Consider the following 24,353-nt stretch of genomic DNA (forward strand, 5'->3'; position numbering starts at 1 on the left):
GTCGTCAGCCGAGTTCGGCGTTCAGACGCTCGATGAGGTCATCGACCCGCATGGTGCCTAGATCCTCGCCGGTACGTGTCCGCACGGCTACCGAGTCGGCCTCGACTTCCTTATCCCCCACCACGAGGAGATAGGGAACCTTCTGCAACGTATGCTCGCGGATTTTAAAGCCGATCTTCTCGTTCCTCAAGTCCGCCTTGACGCGAAGGCCAATTTTCTGCAGCCGCTGCTCGAGATTCAGCACGTAATCACGCTGTGAATCGGTGATATTGAGGATCACCGCCTGCTGCGGCGCCAGCCACAACGGCATGGCCCCGGCATAGTGTTCGATGAGGATACCGAGGAAACGCTCGAAGGAGCCCAGGATCGCGCGGTGCAGCATCACGGGGGTCTTGCGAGCACCGTCCTCGTCGACGAACTGGGCACCCAGGCGGCCCGGCAGGTTGAAGTCCAGCTGCAGGGTACCGCACTGCCAGACCCGGTTGAGGCAATCGCGCAGGGAAAACTCGATCTTGGGGCCGTAGAAGGCCCCCTCGCCCGGTTGCAGGTCCCACTCGAGCCCGGTCGCGTTGAGTGCTGCCTCGAGGCCCGCCTCGGCGCGGTCCCACATCTCGGGCTCACCGAGGAAGTCGTCGGGGCGGGTGGAGAGCTTGAGCTCCACGTCGTCGAAGCCCAGCTCCTTGTAGACCTTCAGGGTCAGGGCGATAAAATCCTCGGCCTCGGCCTGGATCTGCTTCTCGGTGCAGAAGATATGGGCGTCGTCCTGGGTGAAGGCGCGCACCCGCATCAGGCCGTGCAGGGAGCCGGAGGGTTCGTTGCGGTGGCAGCTGCCGAACTCGGCCAGGCGTAGCGGCAGGTCCCGGTAGCTCTTCAGCCCCTGGTTGAACACCTGCACGTGGCAGGGGCAGTTCATCGGTTTCACCGCGTAGTCGCGCTTCTCGGACTCGGTGGTGAACATCAGCTCGCTGTAGTGCCCCCAGTGGCCGGACTTCTTCCACAGCGAGAGATCCACCACCTGGGGGGTCTTGATCTCCTGGTAGCCGTTCTCGATCTGCACCCGGCGCATGTACTGCTCCAGCGCCTGGTAAATGGTCCAGCCGTTGGGGTGCCAGAACACCATGCCCGGCGCCTCTTCCTGGAGGTGGAAGAGGTCCATCTTCCTGGCCAGCTTGCGATGGTCGCGCTTCTCGGCTTCCTCGAGGCGCTTGAGGTAGGCCTTGAGCTGCTTCTTGTCGGGCCAGGCGGTGCCGTAGATGCGGGTCAACATCGGCTTGGTGGCATCGCCCCGCCAGTAGGCGCCGGCCAGCTTGGTGAGCTTGAAGGCCTTCAGGTGCCGGGTATTGGGCACATGGGGGCCCCGGCACATGTCGGTGTACTCTTCATGGTGATAGAGACGGATGGTCTCGCCTTCCGGGATCTCGCGGACGATCTCCTGCTTGTAGGGCTCGTCGCGGTGCAGGAAGGCCAGCATCGCCTTGTCACGATCGGCGTACTCGCGAACCACGTCATAGTCCCGCTCGATCAGCGCCTGCATGCGCTTCTCGATCGCCTCGAGGTCCTCGGGGGTCACCGAGCGACCAAAGTCGATATCGTAGTAGAAGCCGTCGTCGATCACCGGGCCGATGGCCATCCTGGCCTCGGGATAGAGCTGCTTGACGGCGTGACCGATCAGGTGGGCGCAGGAGTGACGGATCACCTCGAGACCCTCGGCGTCACGGGCGGTGAGGATGGCCACCTCGGCGTCGCGCTCGATGAGGTCGGCGGCATCCACCGGCACACCGTCGATCTTGCCGGCCACGCAGGCCTTGGCAAGCCCGGGGCCGATCTCCTCGGCCAGCTGCATCACGGTAAGCGGTTCGTCGAAGGTTCTCTGACTGCCGTCAGGCAGGGTCACGATGGGCATGAAGGGTCCTTGTGCGCAGTGGTGGCCCATACGAGAGACCACGTGTCGCGGTGAACAGGGATGGAAAAGCGGGGGGTACCATACCAGAGTCGAGGCTCGGCGCGCCACCGGGCGGCGGAGCACGGCCAGGCGCAACGACACCTGAGCACGCGAGAGGCTGAGCACACCGGGGCCATAACGCAACAGGGACGCCCGAAGGCGCCCCTGCTGGTCGGGCGATGACTCGCCCGGCTCACGACAGTCGATTACTGACGGTCGATCTCGACACGACGGTTCAGGGCACGGCCCTGGTCGGTCTCGTTGCTGGCGACCGGACGCTCCTCACCGTAGCCCACGGCCATCATGCGGTCACCGGCAACGCCCTGGCTGGCCAGGTAGCTGCGTACGGAGTTGGCACGACGCTCGGAGAGACCCTGGTTGTACTGGGCAGAGCCCCTGGAGTCAGTGTGACCTTCGATGCGGATGCGCACGTCGGTGTGCTCGCGCAGACGACGGGCCACTTCATCCAGCGTCATCTCGGCCTGGGGACGCAGCTCATCGGAGTCAAACGCGAAGTTGACCTCACTGGAGAGGGTCACCGGCTCGAATTCGGGCACGGGTTCGGGCTCCGGCGCGGGCATCGGCTCGGGCTCGGCCACCGGGGCCGGAGTGCGGTCGGCACACAGCAGGGCGCCGATGGCGGCACCGGCAACGGCACCGGTGGCAGCACCTTCCTCTTCATCGGAGCTGCCGCTGGTGGCGTAGCCGATGCTGCCGCCGATCAAGCTGCCGGCGATGCCGCAGGTTACCGGCTGCTGGTACCATGGACGGTCGGACGAGGGGCTGGTGTTGGGGGTAGCACAGCCTGCCAGGCCGACCACCAGAGCAGAACCGAGCAGCAAGCCAGTCGTGGACTTCTTCATTGTAAAACTCCTTCTCTTTTTTCTTACTTGATTCCAGGACAGGCAGCGGATGCAACACCTTCCCAGATGATCCCGACGATTGAACGCCGCGGAGTCAGCTCCGCCGCGACCGTGTCATACCTGCCATGCACCGTAAGAGGCCACGGCAAGGATCAGCACGGCCCAAGCTTGCAGTAGCTTGCCCTATCTTTCAATCGCCATGTTATGAACTTAGCAGAACAACACAGTATACGCACAGTGTTCGACAATGTCCGAGTGCTATCCTGCGGGTCAGTGCAGGCTTCCCGGCCAATTGCGCCTGAATTCCAGGACCGCGCCGGCCGCACCGAGCACCGCCTCACGCAACTCCTCCTCCACGGCGAGTCGTTCGCGATCCTCCTTGAAACGCTCCTTGGGCGTCAGCGCCCGGCGTGCCTCGTGGGTATGGAGGTGGCGGGTGCGATCATGAACCTCACCGAAGGGGCGGAAGGCCTCGCGCTCCATCAAGCGCGGATCGAGGATCTCCAGCAGCACCTTGCAGCGCCAGGATCCCTCGGTGACATCCACCTGCTCCTGAAGAAGGGACGAGGCCACCATCTCCAGATTTTCGAGGCAGTTGTCGCGCGCGCGACGCTCCTCCTCCTCACGGAAGGCCTGCCGGCGGAGCACCTCCTTGCGGAGCGTGTAGGCGTAGGCGGCGAGGCCGGCGATGATCACCAGGCCAATGCCGATCAGTATCAGGACAGTGGTTGTCGTCATAGGGGGGCTCACAGTTAGGGTGTAAAGTTGGCGGCAAGAATGTGGCCGTACAACTGTGGTAGAAGTTCATTCTACCCGGGGTTTTCGCTCACCCCAAACTGCCTGTCGCGACACGGCGGCCAGGCGATCCCGCCACGCCAACGCAGCACAGGCGATGAAGTGACCATTGACCAGACTCTCGCCCTGCTGACAGCGCCAGGCACCCTCCCCGGCGACGCCGGCCCAGCTGACACCGGATGCCGGGGCATGTACCACGCCAAGCACCGGCCTGCCCTCCTCGATCAGCGCTACATTGACGGTAAAGTCATCGAAGCCGTCGACGAACTCTCGGGTGCCGTCCAGCGGGTCGATCAGCCAGAATCGCCGCCACTCCCGGCGCTCCACCCAGGGAACCTCGCGACCCTCTTCGGAGAGGATCGGCAGCGTTGAACAAGCCACAAGGCCAGCTACCAGGATCTCGTTGGCGGCCAGGTCGGCGGCCGTCACGGGCGAGGCATCGTCCTTCGAATCGACACGAAATCCCGCCTCACGGACCGCCAGGATGGCGCGCCCCCTGTTCGCAGAGGGCGACCAGATCCTCGATATCTGGGGGAATATCGTACGGCGTCATGGCGAGGCTCCCGGAGCTGTTAGGAAAATCACGGTGGAGACAATTGGCATCAAGGCCTTGGATGACCAAGATCAAGAATGACGGCCTTTGCCGGGCGACCACAATGAACATTAGACCAAAGGCGAACAAAAGACGTCAGACGATCCCCTCCAACTTAAGTAGAATCCCGCCACTTTCCGCACCCGCTGGGTGCCCTTCTTGCTGACGGAGAGATGCATGCAGACAAGCCCCGATGTTCCCGAGAAGACTCAGGGCCCCGCCGGCCCCGGTCGCTTCGGCCTGTGGCTGGGCCCCGCCCTGCTGTTCGCTACCCTGATCCTGCCGCCACCCGCCGGCATGAGTGAGGCCGCCTGGGCCTGCGTGGGGCTGGCCCTGCTGATGGCCACCTGGTGGTCCACCGAGGCGGTGCCCATTCCGGTTACCTCGCTACTGCCCATGGTGCTGGTTCCCGCGCTCGGGCTTGGCACCCTGGGTGAGGCTACCGGTAGCTACGCCAACCCGATCATCTACCTCTTCCTGGGCGGCTTCCTGCTCGGCATCTCGATGCAGCGCTGGAACCTCCATCGCCGTCTGGCGCTGCATGTGCTCAAGCTGGTGGGCCATCAGCCCCGTCGGCAGATCGGCGGCTTCATGATCGCCACCGGCTTTTTGAGCATGTGGGTCTCCAACACCGCCACCGCCATCATGATGCTGCCCATCGGCATGTCGGTGATCAGCCTGCTCGGCGACAGCGACCCCGAGGAGGTCAAGCGCTACGCCACGGCCCTGCTGCTGGCCATCGCCTATTCCGCCAGCATCGGCGGCGTCGCGACCCTGATCGGTACCCCGCCCAACGCCCTGCTGGCCGGCTACCTGGCCGAGGATCGCGGCATCGACATCGGCTTCGCCCAGTGGATGGTCATCGGCCTTCCCATCAGCATCGTCATGATGGCCGCCGCCTGGTGGTGGCTGACCCGTGGGGGCTTCCGCATCGAGGCCGGCGAGGACAGTACCGGCATGGTGGGCAACGAGCTGGCCAAGCTTGGCCCGATGAGTCCGGCAGAAACACGTGTGGCGATCATCTTCTCACTGGCGGCGGTGGCCTGGGTGGTGCGCCCCCTGCTCAATGACCTCGGCCTGCCCTGGCTCTCCGACACCGGCATCGCCATCGCCGCCGGCGTGGTGCTGTTCCTGGTACCCAGCGGCCGCGGCGATGGCGAGCGGCTGATGATCTGGGAAGAGGCCCAGAAGCTACCCTGGGGCATCCTGCTGCTGTTCGGCGGCGGCCTGGCGCTGGCGGGCACCATCACCCGCACCGGGCTTGCCAACTGGATCGCCGAGCAGCTGGCCATCTTCGGCACCTTCCCGCTGCTGGCCATGATCGCCGTGGTGGTGCTGGTGATCATCTTCCTCACCGAAGTGACCTCCAATACCGCGACCGCCGCGGCCTTCCTGCCGCTGCTGGGCGCCCTGGCCCTGTCGCTGGACATCTCGCCGCTGCTGGTCACCGTGCCGGCCGCCATCGCCGCCAGCTGCGCCTTCATGATGCCGGTGGCCACGCCGCCCAATGCCATCGTCTTCGCCACGGGGCACATGAAGATCCAGTCGATGATCCGCGCCGGCTTCGCACTCAACCTGATCAGCACCGTCGTAGTGACCCTGATGGCCTACTTCCTGGTGGTGACCTTCTGGTAGACGACCGCAGCCCCCGACACGACGACGCCCGGCCTTGGCCGGGCGTCGTCGTTGATGGGACGGTTCACCCCCACAGCGACCAGGCCATGGCGTAGTGGTCCAGCAGCAGCACGCCGAAAACCCCGAGGATATAGCGAATCGAGAACCAGAAGGCGGCCAGGGGGGCCTTGGGATCCTGACCACGCCACACCTTCCAGTTCCAGAACATGAAGCGCGCATTGAGCACCACCATGCCCACCAGGTAGACGGCCCCGCTCATGCCGATGGCGAAGGGCATCAGGGTCACCGCCACGGTGAGCCAGCCATACAGCCACACCTGCAGGCGGGTGAAGGCCTCGCCGTGGGTCACCGGCAGCATCGGCACCCCGGCCCGGGCATACTCCTCGCGCTTGTGCAGCGCCAGCGCCCAGAAGTGCGGCGGCGTCCAGGCGAAGATGATCAGCATCAGCAGCAGCGGCTCGGGTCCAACCTGGCCGGTCACCGCCGTCCACCCCAGCAGCGGCGGGGCCGCCCCGGCCACCCCGCCGATCACGATGTTCTGGGGCGTGGCGTGCTTGAGAAAGGCGGTATAGACCAGCGCGTAGCCGATCAGCGAGCCCAGGGTCAGCCAGGCGGTGAGCGCATTGACCTGCCAGGCCAGCAGGCCGATGCCCGCCACCGAGAGCAGCGTGGCCCAGGCCAGCGCCACCGAGCTCGGCATGCGGCGGGCCGCCAGCGGGCGGCGCGAGGTACGCAGCATCATGGCATCCAGGCGGCGATCGACCACGTGGTTGAAGGCCGCGGCTCCCCCGGCGGCCAGCCCGATGCCTGCCAGCCCGAAGAACACCACGGCAAGGGACGGCAGCACCGGACGCGCCAGCGCCATGCCGACCAGAGCGCACACCAGCATCACCACCACGACCCGCGGCTTGCACAGGGTCAGCAGGTCACGCCAGCCCCAGCGGGCCGACTCCAGGGGCACGGTCGCCGCCGTGCGAACTTGCGTCGTCATGGCCTCAGACATGGACCCACTCCTTTTCGGTCGATTGTTGTAATGCCGACACCGCCTCGGATTCACGCCACATCCAGATCGCCATGGCCATGGCGATGACCAGGGCCACTGCCCCGGCAGTATGCAGCAGGGCCAGCCACAGCGGCAGCCAGAGCAGCACATTGGCGATGCCAAGCCCCCCCTGCACGACGAAGAGCCCCATCAGGGCACCCAGCCAGGGCCTTAGTCGAACCTCGTGCCAGTGGCGCATGGCCAGGACCAGCAGCGCCAGCCCCAGCGCCAGGGCACCCAGGCGATGCCCCACCTGGATCGCCGTGCGTGCATCGGCGTGCAGCTGCCCATGCAGGTAATTGGGCCCCACGCTCTGGGTCAGGTGAAAGCCCTCGCTCCAGTCCATGGCCGGCCACCACTGGCCGTTGCACGTCGGAAAACCCTGGCAAGCGATGCCCGCATAGTTGCTGGAGACCCAGCCCCCCAGCGCGATCTGCGCCATCAGCAGCAGCGCGGCGAGCCCCCACAGCATCGTCAGCGGACGCCGCGCCGGCGCCACGCCGCCGAACGTCAGCCGACCGCCGGCGAAGCGGCGCAGCCTCAGATGCAGCCACAGGAACAGCAGCATCACCGACAGCCCGCCGAGCAAGTGGAGAGTCACCACCTGGGGCCACAGCTTGAGGGTCACGGTGAAGGCTCCGAAAGCACCCTGCACCAGGATCACCGCCAGCAGCGCGAGGCTAACCGCCCAGGGATAGTCGGGCCGACGGCGCAGCGGCGCCCCCACCACAACGAGGGCGATCACCAGTAGCCCCAGGGCCGACGCCACATAGCGGTGCACCATCTCGACCCAGGCCTGGAAGGCCTCGAGCGGCGCCTCCGGCGTATGCGCCATGGCGCGGGTTTCATCCGGCACCACCAGGCGCCCATAGCAGCCCGGCCAGTCCGGACAGCCCAGGCCGGCATCCACCAGCCGCGTGAACACCCCCACCAGAATCACCCCCACGGTGAATGCCACTCCCAGCAGGCTCAGGGCCATGAGCCACCGCAGTCGATGCCGAGACTCCCCATTGGTCATTACCATCATCCCTGTTGTCCCTATCGTCCCGCCAGCCCGGGCTCGTCCCGACGCAACACCTCGGGATTCATGCGCAGCAGGCGGTTCACATCATCGAGCACGTCGCGGGGCGACACCTCGGGCCCGTAGGCGAGAACCGGCACTCCGCGCGGGTCCAGCACCCAGAGATGGTCGGGGGCATGCCACGTCGGCGCCTCACTCCACTGCGCCACCGCCTCGCCGGGCAGCGCCTCTGCCTCCCCGCCGACCCGAAGGCGACTGACCCGCGGCGCCTCACGGCCCAGGGCGCGGTGCAGGCGCCACCATTGGTCTGCCAGCGCCGCACACTGATCGCCGCAGTCGAAGGCCAGCACCCAGTCACCGGAAAGCCCGGGGGCGTGCTCGCCATCCAGGGGCCAGGCCGCGAGCGCCGGGAGATCCGGCGCCAGGTCACCATGGGCGGTACGCTGCTCGGGAATGCCGACCCGCCAGGTCACCATGGCCCAGGCCACCAGCACCGGCAGCGCGAAGAGCGACAGCACCGCCAGGACCTTGAGGCGGGAAGCGCGTGCTCGGGAGGTCTGATTCATCACAAGCTCTCCTGCTTGTCTGTACGTTACGATTCTGAACCGGTCGATCGCCGATCACGCCCCAGGCGCCGGCCACCGATCACCATCACTACCAGGGCGGCCAGCGCCAGCCCCCACCACTGCACCGCATAGCCCAGATGCCGGCTCGGGGGCATCACGCTGGGCGTCCACCAGGGCGCCAGGAGGCCCGGGCCCTGCTCGAGATGCAGCCAGCCGTCATGGGCGAAGGGCACCTCCCAGGCGTCGAGCTGGATCCGCTGCAGGCGCTGCCCTTCGCGGTTGGGGCCGAACAGCGGCGTTCCCTTGCCCGCCACCTGCCAGCGACCTTCCAGGGTCACGCGGCCTTCGGGCGTTGCCACTTCGGGCGTCTCGCGGCTGGCACCGCTGTCCAGGAAGCCCCGCTGCACCAGCCATAGACGGCCGTCGTCGGTCCGCAGCGGGGTCAGCGGCGCCACGCCGTGACGGCCATTGACCACGCGGTTGTCGAGAAACAGGGTCTGCTCCGGCAGGTACTCGCCGCTCAGGGTCAGGTGGCTGCCATCCGGCGGCAGCTGGCGCGGCGCCTCCAGGTGTGGCGCCGCCTCGAGGGCCGCCAGGTAGTCGCGTTTCTCGGTGGCCCGCTCCCACTGCCACAGCCCGAGCCCCAGGCCGAGCAGCACCAGCGGCGCCCACAGCACCCACCACAGGCGTTGCCGCCATGGCCCGCGACGGGCATGCTGAGAGGATGAATCATCCAAGGAGTGTTCCATGCTGCTCAAGGTCCTGATCGCGCTGGTATTCCTGGCCATGCTGGCGAGCCTTGCCGCCGGTGCCGGCTTCCTGCTCCGCGACGGCGCCGCCTCGCGCCGGTTGCTGGTATCACTCAAGGTGCGCGTCGCGATGGCCGCCACCCTGTTGGCCCTGCTCTTCTATGGTTTCTATGCCGGCGGCCTCGCCGGCTGAGCGCCGTCCCAGCAGGCGGCGTGCCGGGAGGCGGGCGCTAGAAGACATAGACGAACAGGAACAGGCCGATCCACACCACGTCCACGAAGTGCCAATACCAGCAGGCGGCCTCGAAACCGAAGTGGTTGTCGCTCGAGAAGTGGCCGCGCAGCACGCGCACCAGCATCACCGCCAGGATGGTGGCGCCGATGATCACGTGGGCCCCATGGAAACCGGTGAGCAGGAAGAACGTCGCCCCGTAGATCCCCGCCTCCAGGGTGATGCCGTAGTGGACATAGGCCTCGTAGTACTCGACACCCTGGATGGTGATGAAACTGATGGCCAGCAGCAGGGTCGCGAACAGCCAGTTGCGGGTGGTGTCGCGATGCCCCTCCTTGAGCCCCTCGTGGGCCACCGTGAGGGTGATACTCGAGGCCACCAGGATCAGGGTGTTGACCAGCGGCAGCTGCCAGGGGCTGAAGGTCTCGCGGGGGCCGACCACGTCACCGGGCGGCTCCAGCAGCGGCCAGCTAGCGGTGAATTCCGGCCACAGCAGCGCCGCCACCCCCTTGGCCCCCTCGCCGTCGAGCCATGGCAGGGCGAAGGTGCGGATGTAGAACAGCGCGCCGAAGAAGGCCCCGAAGAACATCACCTCGGAGAAGATGAACCAGCCCATGCCCTGGCGAAAGGAGCGGTCCATCTGGGCGTCATAGAGGCCTTGTCGAGACTCCCTCACCACGTCGCGAAACCACAGCGCCATCACCGCGAGCACTGCGATCAGCCCCACCGTCATGATCAGGGTCCCGCGGTCGTATACCAGCACCATGCCGGTGCCGATCATCATCAGGCCCAGGGCCAGCGAGCCGAGGATCGGCCACTTGCTGGTTGCCGGAACGTAGTAGCTGCCACCGCTCATGCCTCATCTCCTTTGTCGGCTGTCGCCCGGGCCTGAAGCGGCGCCTCGTCGCGGGTGACCGGATACAGGGTGTAGACCAGGGTCACGGTATTGACCTCGGGCGGCAGATCCCGGGACAACTGGAACACCAACGGCAGCTCAAGGCGCTCGCCCGCCTCCAGGTGCTGCTCCTCGAAGCAGAAGCAGCTCACCTTGCGCAGGTGGCGCGTCGCATTGGAGGGTGACACGCTCGGCACCGCGCGCCCCCAGGTGCCTTCGGCGCTGGCGTTCTGGAAGGCGAAGTTCACCTCGGTGGTCTGCCCCGGGTGGACGCGTATCTGGCGACTCTCCACCTCGAGGTTCCAGGGTAGCCCGGAGCCGTTGCGGGTAATGAACTGCACCGTGATGTAGCGCGAATCGTCCACCGCCTCATGCACAATGGCCTGGGCGGTGGTATCCACCTTGCCGTTGATCCCGGTGACGCGGCAGAAAACGTCGTACAGCGGCACCAGGGCGAAGGCGAAGACGAACATGCCCACCAGGGTCACCACGGAGCGCACCACCGTGCGGCGCACGCCCGGATTGGGCTGGGGTGAGCGGCGTTCGGACTCTGTCATGGATCACCTCCTGTGGCGCGGGGCCGGCGGCTGCTCAGTGCTCGTGGCGCTGGAAGGTCGGCGGCGTCTCGAAGGTATGCAGCGGCGCCGGGCTCGGCACGCTCCACTCGAGATCCTCGGCACCTTCCCAGGCCTTGGCTGGTGCCTTCTCGCCGCCGCGCACACAGAGGATCACCACCGCCACGAAGACTAGCTGCGAGGCCCCGAACATGAAGGCTCCCAGGCTCGACACCAGGTTGAAATCGGCGAACTGCAGCGCGTAGTCGGGAATGCGACGCGGCATGCCCGCCAGGCCCGCGAAGTGCATGGGGAAAAAGGTCAGGTTGACCCCGATCACCGACAGCCAGAAATGCCAATTGGCCAGCCGGACATTGGGGTAGTGGCCGGTCCACTTGGGCAGCCAGTAGTAGACCCCGGCCATGATCGCGAACACCGCCCCCGGCACCAGCACATAGTGGAAATGCGCCACCACGAAGTAGGTGTCGTGGTACTGGAAGTCCGCCGGGGCGATGGCCAGCATCAGGCCGGAGAAGCCGCCGATGGTGAACAGCACCACGAAGGCCAGCGCGAACAGCATCGGCGGTTCGAAGGTGATGGAACCGCGAAACAGGGTGGTAATCCAGTTGAACACCTTCACCCCGGTGGGCACCGCGATGATCATGGTGGTGTACATGAAGAACAGCTCGGCGGCCAGCGGCAGCCCCACCACGAACATGTGGTGCGCCCACACCAGGAAGGAGAGGATGGCGATAGACGCGGTAGCGTAGACCATGGAGGCGTAGCCGAACAACCGCTTGCGGGCGAAGGTCGGGATGATCGCCGAGACGATGCCGAAAGCCGGCAGGATCATGATGTAGACCTCGGGGTGCCCGAAGAACCAGAACAGATGCTGGAACAGCACCGGGTCGCCGCCGCCGGCGGCATTGAAGAAGTGGGTCCCGAAGTTGATGTCCATTAGCATCATGGTGATCACCCCCGCCAGCACCGGCATCACTGCGATCAGCAGGAAGGCGGTGATCAGCCAGGTCCACACGAACAGCGGCATGTCCATCAGCCGCATACCCGGCGCGCGCATGTTGATGATGGTGGCGATGATGTTGATCGCGCCGAGGATCGAGCTGATGCCGGCGATATGCAGTGAGAGGATGAAGAAGGTGGTGGAGGGCGGCGCGTAGGTGGTGGAGAGCGGCGCGTAGAAGGTCCAGCCAAAGTTGGGCCCACCTCCCGGCATCAGCAGAGTGGAGAGCAGCAACAGGAAGGACACCGGCAGCAGCCAGAAGCTGAAGTTATTGAGCCGCGGCAGCGCCATGTCCGGCGCGCCGATCTGAAGCGGGATCATCCAGTTGGCCAGCCCCGTGAAGGCCGGCATGACCGCCGCGAAGACCATGATCAGGCCATGCATGGTGGTCATCTGGTTGAAGAATTCCGGATTGACCAGTTGCAGACCCGGCTGGAACAGCTCGGCACGCACCACCAGGGCGAAGATCCCGCCGATGAAGAACATGGTCAGCGAGAAGATCAGGTAGAGGCTGCCGATCTCCTTGTGGTTGGTGGTCAGCAGCCAGCGCAGGATGCCACGCGGCGGCGCGGGATGGGCGGCTGCCTGGCCACCGGCGGTGGCCGAGGTGCTCTGCTCGACGGGGTGATGCGGAGGCAGCTTGGGCGCCATCGTGAATCTCCCTGATCTCTCATTGTGCTGTTGTTATTGATTCGCCAGCTTCTCGACCACCGCGGCGGGCTGAACGGCGTCGCCGGTATCGTTGCCCCAGGCGTTGCGCGTCCAGGTAGTCACGGCGGCGATCTCGACCGGGTTCAAGGTGCTGCGGAAGGCCGGCATCGCCGTACCGGAGACGCCGTTGACGATGGTATCCAGGTGCCAATCCGGATCGTCGATCAGCCGCTGATTGCCGGCCAGGGCCGGGAAAGCCGGCGGCGCGCCCTGCCCTTCGGCCTGGTGGCAGGACGAACAGATGCTGGCGTAGACCGTCTCGCCCCGCTCCATCAGTTCTTCCAGGGCCCACTCGCGATCGACGCCCATGGCCTCCTGCTCCGCCTCGTCGCGGCGCTCGGCGAGCCAGCTATCGAACTCCTCCTCCTCCATGGCATGCACCACAATGGGCATGAAACCGTGATCCATGCCGCAGAGTTCGGCGCACTGGCCGCGATAGATGCCAGGCTCGTTGATGCGCACCCAGTTCTCGTTGACGAAGCCGGGAATGGTGTCCTGCTTGACAGCGAAGTCCGGCACCCACCAGGAGTGGATGACGTCGTCGGAGGTCATCAGGAAGCGCACCTTGCGGTTGACCGGCAGCACCAGGGGATTGTCTACCTCGAGCAGGTAGTGCTCGTCGCGAGGGTCATCGCCGCGAATCTGGGCGCGGGGCGTGCTCATGCTGGAGTTGAAGGCCACGTCTTCGCCAAGGTACTCGTAGCGCCAGCGCCACTGTTGGCCGATGATCATCACGTCCAGCTCCGCATCGGAGGCATCGTACATCTTCTTGAGGGTCGCGGTGGCCGGCACCGCCATGCCGATCAGGATCACCAGGGGAATAGTGGTCCAGAGCACCTCCACCGTAGTGTGCTCATGGAAGTTGGCCGCCTGAGCGCCGCGAGAGCGACGGAACTTGAACAGGGAGTAGAACATCACCCCGAACACGACCACGCCGATGATCACGCAGATCCAGAAGATGATCATGTGCAGGGAGTAGATCTCGCGGCTCAGGTCGGTGACACCTACCGGCATGTTCCAACCGCTGGCAACAGCTGCAGGCACTGCTGCCAGCCCGATCAGACAGCCCACCATCCACACGAACAGCGTGCGCATCGGCGCCTCCTCATTATTGTTGTCATCGCGGTTAACGCAACATTAGCTGTGTCTGCGATGCAGTATAGAGGACCCTGCCTGGTGACAAACCGCCACAGTTACCGGGCTTACAAACGCCAGATTCAACGCGGCCACCCTCAGCGCGCGACCGCGATGGCCAGCGCCGCCACCCCGACCACGAACAGCAGCCCCATCACCACGCCCACCACGATGAAGGCCATTGGCCTGCCCTGCTCGAAGTCCTCACGGCGCCGCTGTTCCTTCTGAACACCGAAGAATGCCGCCAGCACCGACTTGATCACACCCCACATGGCCAACTCCTTGTCTGCTTGTCCGGGTAGCAAGTTCCGTGACGGGCGTCATGAAAGAAGGACTCCTGCGGCACGACTCAGGCCACCTCACCTATACTCTAACGGCTAACTCCCAATTCCCCGCAACGCGCCCCACGGGGCCCGTTCAGGAGGCGATCATGAAGACCAATCCCTTCGGCATAGATCCGGGCATGATGAATGCCAACCCCATGCTGGCCTGGTGGCAGGAGCAGTGGATGAAGGGCGCCAACCCCATGGCGAAGATGCAGGCGGCCTGGATGGAGAGCCTGGCAGAGGCCATGGAGTTCGAGGCACAGTTTCTCAAGACAGTCGCCGAGACCGGCCAGCAGATGACCCAGTGCTTCAACCACGAGAAACCCGCCACGTCCGACGAGGTCCATGCCTGCTACCAGAACCTTGTCAAGCAGATGACCGATGCCCAGCATAAACGCATGGAACAGGCCACCCAGCTCAGCCATGACTTCCGCAAGCGGCTCTGGGAAGAGATCTGACAAGCCCGCGACCTCCCCTTCCACTCGAAGCGGCGCCAGATGGCGCCGCTTTTTTTCGATCACGCCCCGAGGCCGAACAGCCGGGTCAGCAACGGCAGCAGGAAGGCGGTGAGCAGGCCGGTCAGCCCCATGGCCAGTCCCGAGAAGGCCCCGGCAACCGCCCCGATGCGAGCGAAGGCCTGGGCGGTACCGAACCCGTGGGCGGCCAGGCCCAGGGTGAAGCCTTGAACCGCCGGATCCTGCACCTTCAACAGTCGGAACACCCAGGGTGACAGCGCACAGCCGATGGAGCCGGTCAGCAGTACCAGGCCCGCGGCAAGCGACGGAATCCCGCCGATCTGCTCGGCGATCCCCATGGCAATCGGCGAGGTCACCGAGCGCGGCGCCAGGGAGAGCACGGTCTCCGGTCGCGCACCCAGCGCCATCGCCAGCCCCAGGGTTGAGGCCACCGCGGTCACGATTCCCGTCATGCAGGCGATCAACAGCGGCACCAGCAGACGGCGCACCCGTTCGCGATGATCATACAGCGGGATGGCCAACGCCACGGTGGCCGGCCCCAGCAGGAAGTGGATGAACTGGGCGCCCGCGAAGTAGGTGGGATAGTCCATGTCCACCAGCAGAAGCAGCCCGATCAACATGGCGATGGAGAGCGTCACCGGATGCAGCAGTGGCGTGCCGCCCAGCGCCCGGTGGACACGCACCGCCAGGGTAAATGCCAGCAGGGTCGCCAGCAGCGAGAGCAGCGGACTGCCCGAGAGGTAGACCCACAGTTGATCCAGGTCGGCGACGTTCAAGAGCGGCTCCGTCGCCGGTTCATCCGATCCAGCAGCCAGGCGGTGACGCCCAGCGTCACCGCCGTGGAGAGCACCAGGGTGACAAGGATCGGCCAAAGATCCTGGCCAATCAGCCGGAAGTGGACCATCAGCCCCACCCCCGCCGGCACGAACAGCAGCGTCAGGTAGCGCAGCAGGCCCTCGCCGGTCATGCGCAGGCTGTCCGGCACCTTGCCACGCACCATCAGCCCCGCCAGCAGAATCACCATGCCGAACACCGGCCCCGGCACAGGCAGCATCAAACCGCGTGCCAGCAATTCGCCGAGGAACTGGCAGATCAGCAGCACGCTCATCCCCATGATCAGTGGCATTGCGCCCTTGCTCCTGTCCAAGGGAGGCAGCCCTTGGCGCCCCCGGTCGTTCTCATTCTTTGCTGGTCGTTCACTGAGGGTAGTTCAGTGTGGCTTGTGGGCCTCGTCATCGGACACCGGCACCGGCGCGGCGCCGGCATCGGCCAGGTCCGCCCAGGGCTCGCGCGGGGCCTCGGCACGCTCACCGGTCCGCGCCGCATAGCGCTCGCGGTGCAGTGCCTTGAGCAGCCCGGCGATCATCAGCATGATCACCACCGAAAACGGCAACGCCGCCATGATCACCGCCGCCTGCAGGGTCTCCAGGCCACCGGCCATCAGCAGCACCGCGGTCAGCAGACCCAGCACCGCCCCCCACAGGATGCGATGAAGGGTCGGCGGCTCCGGATCACCCCCGGAGAGAATGGTGTTGATCACCAGGGTGCCCGCATTGGCCGAGGTGATCAGATAGGTGGCGATCAGCACCACCAGCGCCAGCGACACGACCTTCCCGGCCACCCCAAGCCCCATCGCCTCGATGGTGGCAAACAGCGCCGTGGCCACGTCCCGATCCACCGCCGCCACGATGCCGCCCACCCCGAACAACTCGTGATAGAGGGCGGTGCCGCCGAACAGCCCGATCCACACCACGGTGATCAGTGTGGGTACCAGCAGCACCCCCATCACGAACTCGCGGAAAGTGCGACCGCGGGAGACTCGAGCGATGAACATGCCCACGAAGGGCGACCAGGCCAGCCACCACCCCCAGAAGAACACCGTCCACTCCGCCTGCCAGCCGTCATCCCGGGTGGCATTTGTGTGGAAAGTCATGCCCAGCAGGTTCTGGAGGTAGTCCCCGGCGGACTCCACGGTGATGGCGATCAGGTACTGGGTCGGCCCGAACAGCAGCAGGAACACCACCACCGCGATGCTCAACCAGAAGTTCGCTTCGGAGAGCAGCCGCACCCCCTTCTTGACCCCGGACACCACCGAGAAGGTGGCGATGCTCATGATCACCGTGATAACGGTGAGCTGCAGCCATACCGAACTCTCGACCCCGAACAGCGCGCCCAGGCCGGCATTCATCTGCTGCACGCCCAGCCCCAGGGTGGTGGCGATACCGAACACCGTGCCGAACACGGCCAGTACATCCACCGCATCTCCCAGCCCCCCTTCCACCCGCTTGCCGAACAGCGGCTGCAGACAGGAACGGATGGTCAGCGGTAACTTCCAGCGATAGCTGAAATAGGCCAGTACCAGCGCCACGAAGGAGAAGATCGCCCAGCCGTTGAGCCCCCAGTGAAAGTAAGTCAGTCGCATGGCCACCCGAGCGGCATCCGGCGTCATGCCCTCGACGATGAAGGGGTTGTGCTGAAACTGCAGGATCGGCTGGGCCACCGCCCAGAACAGGATGCCCACCCCGGTGCCCGCGGCAAACAGCATCGACACCCAGGAGAAGAAGGTAAACTCCGGCTGCTCGAAGTCGCCGCCCAGGCGCACGTTCTTGTAGCGCCCGGTGCCCAGCCACACCATGAACAGCAACAGGAAGGCCACCAGCAGCACGTAGTACCACTCGAGGAAGGGATCGAGCACCCCTCGGGCGGCGGCCAGCCCCGTGGCCAGACGCTCGGTGAAGAAGGCGCCGTAGATCAACGCCACTGCCACCACCAGGATGGTCACCACAGTGACGCGAGGGTTCATTCCCTTCAGCAGCCCGCGCTGCGCCTGTCCGTACATGTCCGCTCCTGACCGATTCCTTGGATTGAATTCCTTGGATTGAGCGAGCAACGCCGCTCACCAGCTTTCCATGATAGAGCATGACCTGCGCGCACCCCAGCGGCCCGCGCGCCAAGCGATTGAAACGGAAGTGCAAAAGGGGCTTTCCATTTGCCTGCGAACGCGCTAGTATACGCCTCGTTCTCGGGGGACAGGCCAAACGGCCGAAAAGCCGAAAACAGAGTCGGAGCGTGGCGCAGCTTGGTAGCGCGTTGCAATGGGGTTGCAAAGGTCGCAGGTTCGAATCCTGTCGCTCCGACCAAAAACACCCAGAAAAACCGCCGCTTAGGGTCACAACCCAGCGGCGGTTTTTCGTTGCGCAGATTTCAGGTACCCACCAGGTGCCAAACAGGTAGCAAGCCGATCCACACCGGGTCTTCAGGAGACTCCCGAGTTGGAGACGCGTGAGCCATGAGCACCTCATCGCTCAGACACAGGCAGCGCCCCGGCCATGAGGCTCGGGGCGCTGTCACTTCTGACCTGCCTCCTCGCCCCAACGAACGAAGCGGCGGCCAGAGCCATCTTGGATCAACCGTTTGCATCAGCGGCAGCCGAGTCGTTGATCAGGCAATGCTCTCGACGATGCCTCCCTCCACGCGCAACGCCGCGCCGGTGGTGGCGCTGGCCTGGGGCGAGGCGGCATAGACGCAGAGATTGGCGACCTCCTCGGGCGTGGCAAAGCGCTTGAGCAGGGTCGAAGGTCGGTTCTCGTTGAGGAACAGGGCCTCCATCTGCTCGGCCGAGACGCCGCGTTCGGCCGCCAGGTCCGCCATCATCGCCTGGGCGCCTTCGGTGCGGGTCGGGCCCGGCAGGATGGTGTTCACCGTCACGCCGCTGCCGGCCATTACCTTGGCCAGGCCCCGCGATACGCCCTGCAGGGCCGCCTTGCTGACGCCGTAGTGCACCATGTCGGCGGGAATATTGAGCGCCGACTCGCTGGAGATGAACTGGATGCGCCCCCAGCCGCGGGCCTGCATGCCCTGGGCATAGTGGCGAGCCAACCGCACACCACTCATGACATTGACCTGGAAGATCTCTTCCCAGGCGGCGTCGTCGATCTCGAAGAAGGGACGCCCCCCGTAGATGCCCAGGTTGTTGACCAGGATATCGACCTCGGGGCGGGCGGCGATCACCGCCTGGCAGCCTTCGGCGGTGCCCGGGTCGGCCACCACGCCGCTGGCATCATCGCGGCCGCTGGCCTGGTTGATGCTGGCGATCGCACTGTCGACCCGCGCCTGGTCCCGGCCCACGATCGTGACCTTGGCGCCGGCCTGCGCCGGCCTGCGCCAGCCCGGTGGCGATCGCCAGGCCGATGCCCGCGGTGGAACCGGTTACCAGGGCCTGCTTGTGGGAAAGGTCGATCTGCATGGGGGTGGCTCCTGCCAGATGATAGAGAGAAAAAGGTGGGGTGTTGCAATCAGCCGAAGCGGAATGCCGACAGCTGAGTCTTGAGGACCTGTTGCGAGTAGACCCTGCGGCCGACGTCCTGGCCGGCCGCGCCGGCGACCACCATCAACGGCATCAGGTGTTCTTCTTCACCGGGGGGATGGCAGTGATGCGCATGGGGGGCCTGAGCCCATTGATCAAGGGCACTGGCGCGCTGCTCCGGGGCGGCCTCCACGGCCTGGGTCAGCCAGGTATCGAAGGCCTCCGACGGCGCGGTGAAGGCCGCGTCGCCATAGCCGCGCATGTTGTGGAAGCTCATGCCGCTGCCGACGATCAACACGCCTTCGTCGCGCAAGCCCGCCAGGGCCGCGCCGGCAGCCAGGTGCGCCGCGGGGTCCAGGTCATGGCGCAACGATAGCTGCACGACCGGAATATCCGCCTCGGGGAACATCAGCTTCAGCGGAATGAACATGCCATGGTCGAAGCCCCGCCCGGCATCCTGGCTGCTGGCCAGGCCCGCCCGGGACAGCAGCCCCACGACCCGCTCGGCCAGCGCCGGGGCGCCCGGCGCCGGGTAGCTCAGCTCGTAGGTGTGGTCCGGGAAGCCGAAATAGTCGTAGATCAGCTCGGGGTGCTCAGCGGCGGTGACGCTGAAGCCGGGGGTCCGCCAGTGGGCAGAGACCATCAGGATCGCGCGGGGCCTCTCGGGCAAGGTAGCGGCCAAGCCCTGAAGGAAGCCTGCCATGCCATCCCAGGTGCCGGGCGGATTCCACTCCATGAAGAAGCAGGGACCGGCGCCGTGGGGGATGAACACCACCGGCTGACGAGGGGATTCCGTGGAGAGTTGGCTGGCGTGTGTCATGAGCAGGCTCCTTGGCATGGGTGGGCTGATAAGGCGACCGGGGCCGATAGAGGCGAGTGAGTCTTACTATAGCTTCATCGCTTTGATATAAGAACCTGATATCATTTCCAACACTTCCAACTATCAGTGAGAAATCGACAGGAGCAGGAGATCGATGCTGGACCGTTTCACGGGCATGCGGGTCTTCATCGAGGCGGCCAGTCGCGGCAGCCTCTCTGCGGCGGGTCGAGCCCTGGAGATGTCGCCGGCCATGGCCACCCGGCACATGGATGCCCTGGAGGCAAGGCTGGGTGTCAAGCTGCTGCACCGCACGACGCGGCGGCTGCGATTGACGGATGCCGGCACCGATTACCTCGAGGCCTGCCGGCGAATCCTTCAGGAGCTGGATGAGGCCGAGGCGGAGGTGACGGCCCAGCGGCTGGAGGCGGTCGGGCGGCTACGCATGAACGTGCCGCTCTCCTTCGGGGTGCGCTTCGTCTCCCCGCTGCTGCCGGCGTTCAGCCGACGCTATCCGCTGGTGGAGGTCGAGCTGGGCCTGAGCGATGCCCAGCAGGACCTGATTCAGGAGGGGTGGGACCTGGCGATCCGTATCGGGCATCTCGCCGACAGTTCGCTGAAGGCCAGGCGCCTGGGGGATTGTCCGATGCGGGTATGTGCGGCGCCGGCCTATCTGGCGCGTCACGGCACCCCGCAGCAGGTGGGCGACCTCTCTCGTCACAACTGCCTGAGCTATACGCTCTCGCCCCTGCAGGGGCGCGGCACCTGGTCCTTCGGTCGCGAGGGGGAGATTCAGGTGCCCGTGAAGGGCAACCTCAAGGCCAACAACGGCGACGCGCTGCTGGCGGCGGCGCTGGGTGGTCAGGGCGTGATCTATCAGCCCAACTTCATCGTGGGCAATGCCCTGGCGCGTGGCGAGCTGGTCGCGCTGGAGCTCGACCAGCCCACGCTGGACCTGGGCGGCTTGCATGTCCTCTTTCCCGCCGACCGGCGCCCGCCCGCCAAGGTGCGAGCGATGATCGACTTCCTGGTGGAATCGATCACTTGCGCCTGACCTTGCCGGATCACTCCGCCGTGGCTTGGGTGGCCGCGTGCAGGCGCCCGGCGCTCTCCTCGAGTTCCTGGACAATGCGCTCCGCCATGGCGATGCGCGCATCCAGGTAGTCCTGCGCCTCATCGTCGGTGGCGTGGCGGCTATCCAACTGCGCCTGGTTGGTAGCACTCTTCAGGGCCAGGGCCATGGCGCGCAGGGTATCGGCGGTGCGATGGGCCTGGGCGGCATTCTCGAGCTCGGCATCGGCGCCGTGGCGGAAGAAGATCGGCACCACGCTGTCATCGGCATCGAAGGAGATGGCATCGCGCAGGGCGACTTCCGCAGAGGCATAGGCGCCAGCGTCGCTGCCATAGCCGGCGCTGTCACGCACGATATGGCCGGCGTGATCCAGGATGCGCCACTCATAGGGCTCGTCACCGTACACCTCGATGCAGCCGGATTCATACGGGCGGTCAATGCGGTGCAGGATGTTCATCTGGGCAGCCTCCGGGCAAGCAGTGTCCGCGCCGGTTCCGTCGCGGCGCGGGCGCTGGGTATCAGCGTGAGATCAGCATACCCGACGCCTGCGCTCGCCGCCTTGACCTGGCACACCTACACCAGCTTCAGGGGCTCGATATCACGGAAGATTCCGGTCCTGGTCATGTCGCGGCGTAGAGTGAAGGCCTCCATGGCGGCCACCGGATCCAGCTGGTCGAGCCGGTCGAAGTGGATCCTCCCCCACTGCTCACGGCTGACCTTGACGCTGTAGAGGTACTGGTCGCGCTGGCCGCCGGTGGCGGGATCGGGGATCTGGCGGTAACCGGAGACACGGGCCTCCACCACCCCGGGCAAACGAGCGAACACTGCGCCCAGCACGCGAAAGGCGATGCCGTGGACATGGTCGCGATAGAGTTCACGCTGGCGGGTAGCGCTGAGCTTGCGCGGGGTGAGCCTGAGCTGCTTGGGCGGCATCCCCCAGTAGCGGTCCGGCATCTCCTCCTCGCACGGCAGCTCAATATCCACAGCGATGGTGCGCACGTCGCTACCCAGGTCGAAGTCGATCAGCGTCTCGCGGGGCCAGTCGATCTCGTCCAGGCGCTCGCGCAGGGTCTGCTCCATGGCCTCCGGGTCGACCCAGACCCCCTCGCTTTCGCGAAGGTGGCGGGAAAATTCCACCGCATCGTGCTCCGCCTTGCGCCACTCCCAGGCCCGGTAGCGTTCGTCGAACTCGGCGCGCCGCTGGCGATTTGCCTCCTCGAGGCGGCGCCTGGCGGGCGACCACAGCGCATGCCGCAGGCCGGAAGGCTGTGGCTGAAACGGAGGCGGAGGTGGCTCGGCGAAGTCCCGCGTGACATAGCTCGCCGACTCGGGCGGCGGCGTCTCCTCGTGCAGCCGCCCCAGGCGGTCGAGATCGGCGTTGAGCCGCTCGCAGTGGGCACGAAGCTGTTCACGCAGGGACTCCTCGGCATAGCGGCGCAGCACCCGGGCCTCGGCGCTGGACATGTGCGACCCATCGGCGTGGAAGTAGCTGATCTGGCCGCCCTGCTCCACCTCCAGCTGCACCGGCAGGCTGCCGCCCTCGGCCAGCAACGCGTCCAACGCCGCCGCCTGGCTTGAGGCCGTCGCTCCCGCGCCAGACGTGCCTGATGCACCGCTACCGGTGAGCTTGCTGCGATAGGCAAGCCCGGTGCCGGGAACCCCCGCATGGCCGTGCACTCCGCTTGGCCCCATGCTGAGGCTGGCACCACGCGGGCCCACCGAGAGCCCCAGCCCGCGCTTGCTGAGGTTGAGGCGCACGCCGGGCGCCAGACGAATACGGCGCTGAAAACGAAAGGCCATCTCAACTCCCTGTCCATATAGCCATCACAACTGCCCTGCCGGGCAGCACCAGCAGCTCACCAGAAAAGCATAGCGCTGCCAACTCGACCGAGGAACAACGACGGCACAGCGCGATGGGGATGATCAGCCCAACGGCCTGAGTGGCGCGGCTGCGACTGGATCGATGTCCATCAACGCGAGGCAGGGGTATCGGCAGAAGATACCCCTTCAGCTGCCGACGTGCCCACCTCCAGCCTGGCACGCTCGACCAGCTCGGCAGGCAGCTCCTTCTTGACCGCCACGCCCAGCTCCTGGAACTCGCTGGCCTGCTTGATCAGGTTGCCCTTGCCGTTGACCAGCTGCCCCAGCGCCCTGTCGTAGCTCTCGCGGGCGCCGTCGAGCTTCTTGCCCACGTCCTGCATGCTCTCCAGGAAGGTGGCCAGCTTGTGATAGAAGCGCTCGGCCTTGCGCGCCAGCTCGGCGCTGTGGCGGCTCTGGTTCTCGAAGCGCCACAGCTGGCTGACGATGTTCAGGCTGGTGAGCAGCGTGGTGGGCGTGGCCACCAGCACATTGCGCTCGATGGCGCGCTGGTAGAGGGTGCTGTCGTGGCGCAGGGCCTCGATATAGGCCGACTCCACCGGGATGAACATGATCACCACCTCCGGTGAGTTGAGCCCCGGCAGGTCGTAGTAGTGCTTGTCGGCGAGTTCCTCGATGCGCGCGCCCACCGCCTGGGCGTGGGACGCCAGCGACTGCTTCCGGGTCAGCTCGTCCTCGGCGTTGACGTACTCCAGATAGGCGGCGAGTGACGTCTTGGCATCGATCACCAGGTGGCGGCCCTGGGGCAGGTAGACCAGCGCATCCGGACGGCGCTTGCCCTCCTCGGTGGTAAAGCTCCTCTCGCGCTGGTAGTCCTCGCCCGGACGCAGGCCGGCGCTGTCGAGTACGTTCTCCAGCATCAGCTCGCCCCAGTTGCCCTGGACCTTCTTCTGGCCCTTGAGCGCCTCGGTGAGCCGCGCCGCCTGGTCGGTGATATCGCGGTTGAGCTGCTGCAGGTGCTTGAGCTCGGTGGTGAGGCTGGCGCGCTGCGCCGTTTCCTGGGTGTGCAGGGTCTCGACCTTCTCGCGAAACCCCTTCATCTCCTCCTGGAAGGGCTTGAGCAGACCCAGCAGGTTGCGCTCGGAGAGCGACGAGAAGGCCTTGCCCTTCTGCTCCAGCAACTCATTGGCCAGGTTCTCGAACTCCACCTTGAGCTGCTGCTTGCTCTCCTCCATCCACTGCAGCTGGCGGCCGAAGTTCGCCTCCTTCTCCTCCAGCCGGGTGGTCAGCTCGCCGTGGGTCTGCTTCAGCGCGTAGTACGCCTCGCGGAAGCGCTCGACCTCACGCGCCTGGGCCAGTACGGCCTCGCGCTGGGTCTCGACCTCACCCTCCGCCACCTGCAGCGCCACCGTCTGCTCCCGGGCCTCCAGCTGCTGGGCGTGGAGCTCGGCGCGGGTGGCGTCGAGCTCGCGGCGGGTTGCGGTGACGCGGCGCTGCTGAAGGGAGAAGGTCAGCAGCGCGCCGAGCAGCAGGGCGATCAGGGCGACACTCTCGAGATGCGGGACGAATTGCGGGTCGAAGGGCATTCAGGGCTCCGGAGTCGTGCGGCGATCTGGCGGGCCAGAACGCCGGGGTCTGGCCCGCTGATAGTCGATAAACCGAAAGTTTACCCTGTCTGCTCCCGGGAGAGGGATTCGTTGATTGTCTCTCCCTATATAAGCCGATAATGATTCTTATTGGCCGTTTTACGACGGCTCTGCCATGCTGATGGGTGTTATTAAAGGAT

The 24,353-nt window shown here is 65.8% G+C and carries 26 protein-coding genes and 1 tRNA gene; 6 read left to right on the forward strand and 21 right to left on the reverse strand.

Annotated elements, in window-relative coordinates; translation table 11 throughout:
• Window positions 1-4 precede the first annotated feature (4 nt).
• The 4 genes from thrS to ACM26W_RS10305 all read right to left on the reverse strand — a co-directional run bounded on the left by thrS (window position 5) and on the right by ACM26W_RS10305 (window position 4,140).
• Complete coding sequence (gene thrS, locus ACM26W_RS10290; protein ID WP_416140730.1) at window positions 5-1,903, reverse strand: threonine--tRNA ligase; 1,899 nt, start codon at window positions 1,901-1,903, stop codon at window positions 5-7.
• 245 nt (window positions 1,904-2,148) lie between these two features.
• A complete protein-coding gene (locus tag ACM26W_RS10295; protein WP_416140731.1) occupies window positions 2,149-2,805 on the reverse strand; it encodes an OmpA family protein in 657 nt (218 codons plus the stop codon).
• A gap of 270 nt (window positions 2,806-3,075) precedes the next feature.
• Entirely contained in the window at window positions 3,076-3,543 is a 468-nt protein-coding gene (locus ACM26W_RS10300; RefSeq protein WP_416140732.1) for a DUF2489 domain-containing protein, read from the reverse strand.
• Window positions 3,544-3,609: 66 nt separating this feature from the next.
• Window positions 3,610-4,140, reverse strand: a complete 531-nt coding sequence (locus ACM26W_RS10305; protein ID WP_416140855.1) for a 3'(2'),5'-bisphosphate nucleotidase CysQ family protein — start codon at window positions 4,138-4,140, stop codon at window positions 3,610-3,612.
• On the opposite strand from ACM26W_RS10305, the gene ACM26W_RS10310 reads away from it, so the two are divergent.
• Together ACM26W_RS10310 and ACM26W_RS10315 are read left to right on the forward strand one after the other, a co-directional pair.
• Window positions 4,085-4,234, forward strand: coding sequence for a hypothetical protein (locus ACM26W_RS10310; RefSeq protein WP_416140733.1), 150 nt, complete (start codon window positions 4,085-4,087; stop codon window positions 4,232-4,234). The genes ACM26W_RS10305 and ACM26W_RS10310 overlap by 56 nt on opposite strands.
• 135 nt (window positions 4,235-4,369) lie before the next feature.
• Window positions 4,370-5,827, forward strand: a complete 1,458-nt coding sequence (locus tag ACM26W_RS10315; protein WP_416140734.1) for an SLC13 family permease — start codon at window positions 4,370-4,372, stop codon at window positions 5,825-5,827.
• A gap of 64 nt (window positions 5,828-5,891) precedes the next feature.
• On the opposite strand, the gene cyoE is transcribed toward ACM26W_RS10315, so the two are convergent.
• The 4 genes from cyoE to ACM26W_RS10335 are packed head-to-tail and all read right to left on the reverse strand — an operon-like array spanning window position 5,892 to window position 9,193.
• The gene (gene cyoE, locus ACM26W_RS10320) at window positions 5,892-6,818 is read right to left on the reverse strand and encodes a heme o synthase (protein ID WP_416140856.1); all 927 of its coding nucleotides are present in this window, start codon (window positions 6,816-6,818) and stop codon (window positions 5,892-5,894) included.
• A gap of 4 nt (window positions 6,819-6,822) precedes the next feature.
• Window positions 6,823-7,848 (reverse strand): COX15/CtaA family protein, encoded by a 1,026-nt coding sequence (locus tag ACM26W_RS10325; protein WP_416140735.1) that lies wholly within the window; start codon window positions 7,846-7,848, stop codon window positions 6,823-6,825.
• Between the two features lie 59 nt (window positions 7,849-7,907).
• Window positions 7,908-8,456, reverse strand: a complete 549-nt coding sequence (locus ACM26W_RS10330) for a hypothetical protein (RefSeq protein WP_416140736.1) — start codon at window positions 8,454-8,456, stop codon at window positions 7,908-7,910.
• Window positions 8,457-8,482: 26 nt separating this feature from the next.
• Window positions 8,483-9,193, reverse strand: coding sequence for an SURF1 family protein (locus tag ACM26W_RS10335; RefSeq protein WP_416140737.1), 711 nt, complete (start codon window positions 9,191-9,193; stop codon window positions 8,483-8,485).
• A 10-nt stretch (window positions 9,194-9,203) separates the two neighbouring features.
• Here ACM26W_RS10335 and ACM26W_RS10340 point away from each other — a divergent pair, with 10 nt between their 5' ends.
• Window positions 9,204-9,398: a DUF2909 family protein gene (locus ACM26W_RS10340; RefSeq protein ID WP_416140738.1), complete on the forward strand. Its 195-nt coding sequence runs from the start codon at window positions 9,204-9,206 to the stop codon at window positions 9,396-9,398.
• 37 nt (window positions 9,399-9,435) lie between these two features.
• Here ACM26W_RS10340 and ACM26W_RS10345 read toward each other — a convergent pair whose 3' ends face one another.
• The 5 genes from ACM26W_RS10345 to ACM26W_RS10365 all read right to left on the reverse strand — a co-directional run bounded on the left by ACM26W_RS10345 (window position 9,436) and on the right by ACM26W_RS10365 (window position 14,024).
• A complete protein-coding gene (locus tag ACM26W_RS10345; RefSeq protein ID WP_416140739.1) occupies window positions 9,436-10,293 on the reverse strand; it encodes a cytochrome c oxidase subunit 3 in 858 nt (285 codons plus the stop codon).
• Window positions 10,290-10,889: a cytochrome c oxidase assembly protein gene (locus tag ACM26W_RS10350; protein WP_416140740.1), complete on the reverse strand. Its 600-nt coding sequence runs from the start codon at window positions 10,887-10,889 to the stop codon at window positions 10,290-10,292. The genes ACM26W_RS10345 and ACM26W_RS10350 overlap by 4 nt, the downstream gene beginning before the upstream one ends.
• Window positions 10,890-10,923: 34 nt before the next feature.
• Window positions 10,924-12,558 carry a cytochrome c oxidase subunit I gene (gene ctaD / locus ACM26W_RS10355; RefSeq protein ID WP_416140741.1) on the reverse strand — a complete coding sequence of 545 codons (1,635 nt, stop codon included), beginning with the start codon at window positions 12,556-12,558 and terminating at the stop codon, window positions 10,924-10,926.
• Between the two features lie 33 nt (window positions 12,559-12,591).
• On the reverse strand, window positions 12,592-13,713 hold the full coding sequence (gene coxB, locus ACM26W_RS10360; RefSeq protein ID WP_416140742.1) for a cytochrome c oxidase subunit II: 1,122 nt from the start codon (window positions 13,711-13,713) through the stop codon (window positions 12,592-12,594).
• A 137-nt stretch (window positions 13,714-13,850) separates the two neighbouring features.
• Window positions 13,851-14,024, reverse strand: a complete 174-nt coding sequence (locus tag ACM26W_RS10365; protein ID WP_416140743.1) for a DUF2970 domain-containing protein — start codon at window positions 14,022-14,024, stop codon at window positions 13,851-13,853.
• A gap of 158 nt (window positions 14,025-14,182) precedes the next feature.
• On the opposite strand from ACM26W_RS10365, the gene ACM26W_RS10370 reads away from it, so the two are divergent.
• Window positions 14,183-14,536 (forward strand): hypothetical protein, encoded by a 354-nt coding sequence (locus ACM26W_RS10370; RefSeq protein WP_416140744.1) that lies wholly within the window; start codon window positions 14,183-14,185, stop codon window positions 14,534-14,536.
• Window positions 14,537-14,595: 59 nt separating this feature from the next.
• Here ACM26W_RS10370 and ACM26W_RS10375 read toward each other — a convergent pair whose 3' ends face one another.
• The 3 genes from ACM26W_RS10375 to ACM26W_RS10385 all read right to left on the reverse strand — a co-directional run bounded on the left by ACM26W_RS10375 (window position 14,596) and on the right by ACM26W_RS10385 (window position 17,393).
• A complete protein-coding gene (locus ACM26W_RS10375) occupies window positions 14,596-15,330 on the reverse strand; it encodes an LrgB family protein (RefSeq protein WP_416140745.1) in 735 nt (244 codons plus the stop codon).
• Window positions 15,327-15,680 (reverse strand): CidA/LrgA family protein, encoded by a 354-nt coding sequence (locus ACM26W_RS10380; protein ID WP_416140746.1) that lies wholly within the window; start codon window positions 15,678-15,680, stop codon window positions 15,327-15,329. The genes ACM26W_RS10375 and ACM26W_RS10380 overlap by 4 nt, the downstream gene beginning before the upstream one ends.
• A gap of 84 nt (window positions 15,681-15,764) precedes the next feature.
• A complete protein-coding gene (locus tag ACM26W_RS10385; RefSeq protein WP_416140747.1) occupies window positions 15,765-17,393 on the reverse strand; it encodes a BCCT family transporter in 1,629 nt (542 codons plus the stop codon).
• Between the two features lie 224 nt (window positions 17,394-17,617).
• Between ACM26W_RS10385 and ACM26W_RS10390 the strand changes: the two genes are divergently transcribed.
• Window positions 17,618-17,694: transfer RNA gene (locus ACM26W_RS10390), tRNA-Pro, on the forward strand.
• Between the two features lie 301 nt (window positions 17,695-17,995).
• On the opposite strand, the gene ACM26W_RS10395 is transcribed toward ACM26W_RS10390, so the two are convergent.
• The gene (locus ACM26W_RS10395; RefSeq protein WP_416140748.1) at window positions 17,996-18,682 is read right to left on the reverse strand and encodes an SDR family NAD(P)-dependent oxidoreductase; all 687 of its coding nucleotides are present in this window, start codon (window positions 18,680-18,682) and stop codon (window positions 17,996-17,998) included.
• Window positions 18,683-18,849: 167 nt separating this feature from the next.
• On the reverse strand, window positions 18,850-19,680 hold the full coding sequence (locus ACM26W_RS10400) for a DODA-type extradiol aromatic ring-opening family dioxygenase (protein ID WP_416140749.1): 831 nt from the start codon (window positions 19,678-19,680) through the stop codon (window positions 18,850-18,852).
• 154 nt (window positions 19,681-19,834) lie between these two features.
• Between ACM26W_RS10400 and ACM26W_RS10405 the strand changes: the two genes are divergently transcribed.
• A complete protein-coding gene (locus ACM26W_RS10405) occupies window positions 19,835-20,731 on the forward strand; it encodes a LysR family transcriptional regulator (RefSeq protein ID WP_416140750.1) in 897 nt (298 codons plus the stop codon).
• Between the two features lie 10 nt (window positions 20,732-20,741).
• Here ACM26W_RS10405 and ACM26W_RS10410 read toward each other — a convergent pair whose 3' ends face one another.
• From ACM26W_RS10410 to rmuC, 3 genes are all read right to left on the reverse strand, one after another.
• A complete protein-coding gene (locus tag ACM26W_RS10410) occupies window positions 20,742-21,206 on the reverse strand; it encodes a hypothetical protein (RefSeq protein WP_416140751.1) in 465 nt (154 codons plus the stop codon).
• Between the two features lie 116 nt (window positions 21,207-21,322).
• Entirely contained in the window at window positions 21,323-22,549 is a 1,227-nt protein-coding gene (locus ACM26W_RS10415) for a DUF4236 domain-containing protein (protein WP_416140752.1), read from the reverse strand.
• Window positions 22,550-22,719: 170 nt separating this feature from the next.
• On the reverse strand, window positions 22,720-24,153 hold the full coding sequence (gene rmuC / locus ACM26W_RS10420; protein ID WP_416140753.1) for a DNA recombination protein RmuC: 1,434 nt from the start codon (window positions 24,151-24,153) through the stop codon (window positions 22,720-22,722).
• Window positions 24,154-24,353 lie beyond the last annotated feature (200 nt).

This window comes from Halomonas sp. HK25, from assembly GCF_047795635.1.
Lineage (GTDB): Bacteria > Pseudomonadota > Gammaproteobacteria > Pseudomonadales > Halomonadaceae > Halomonas.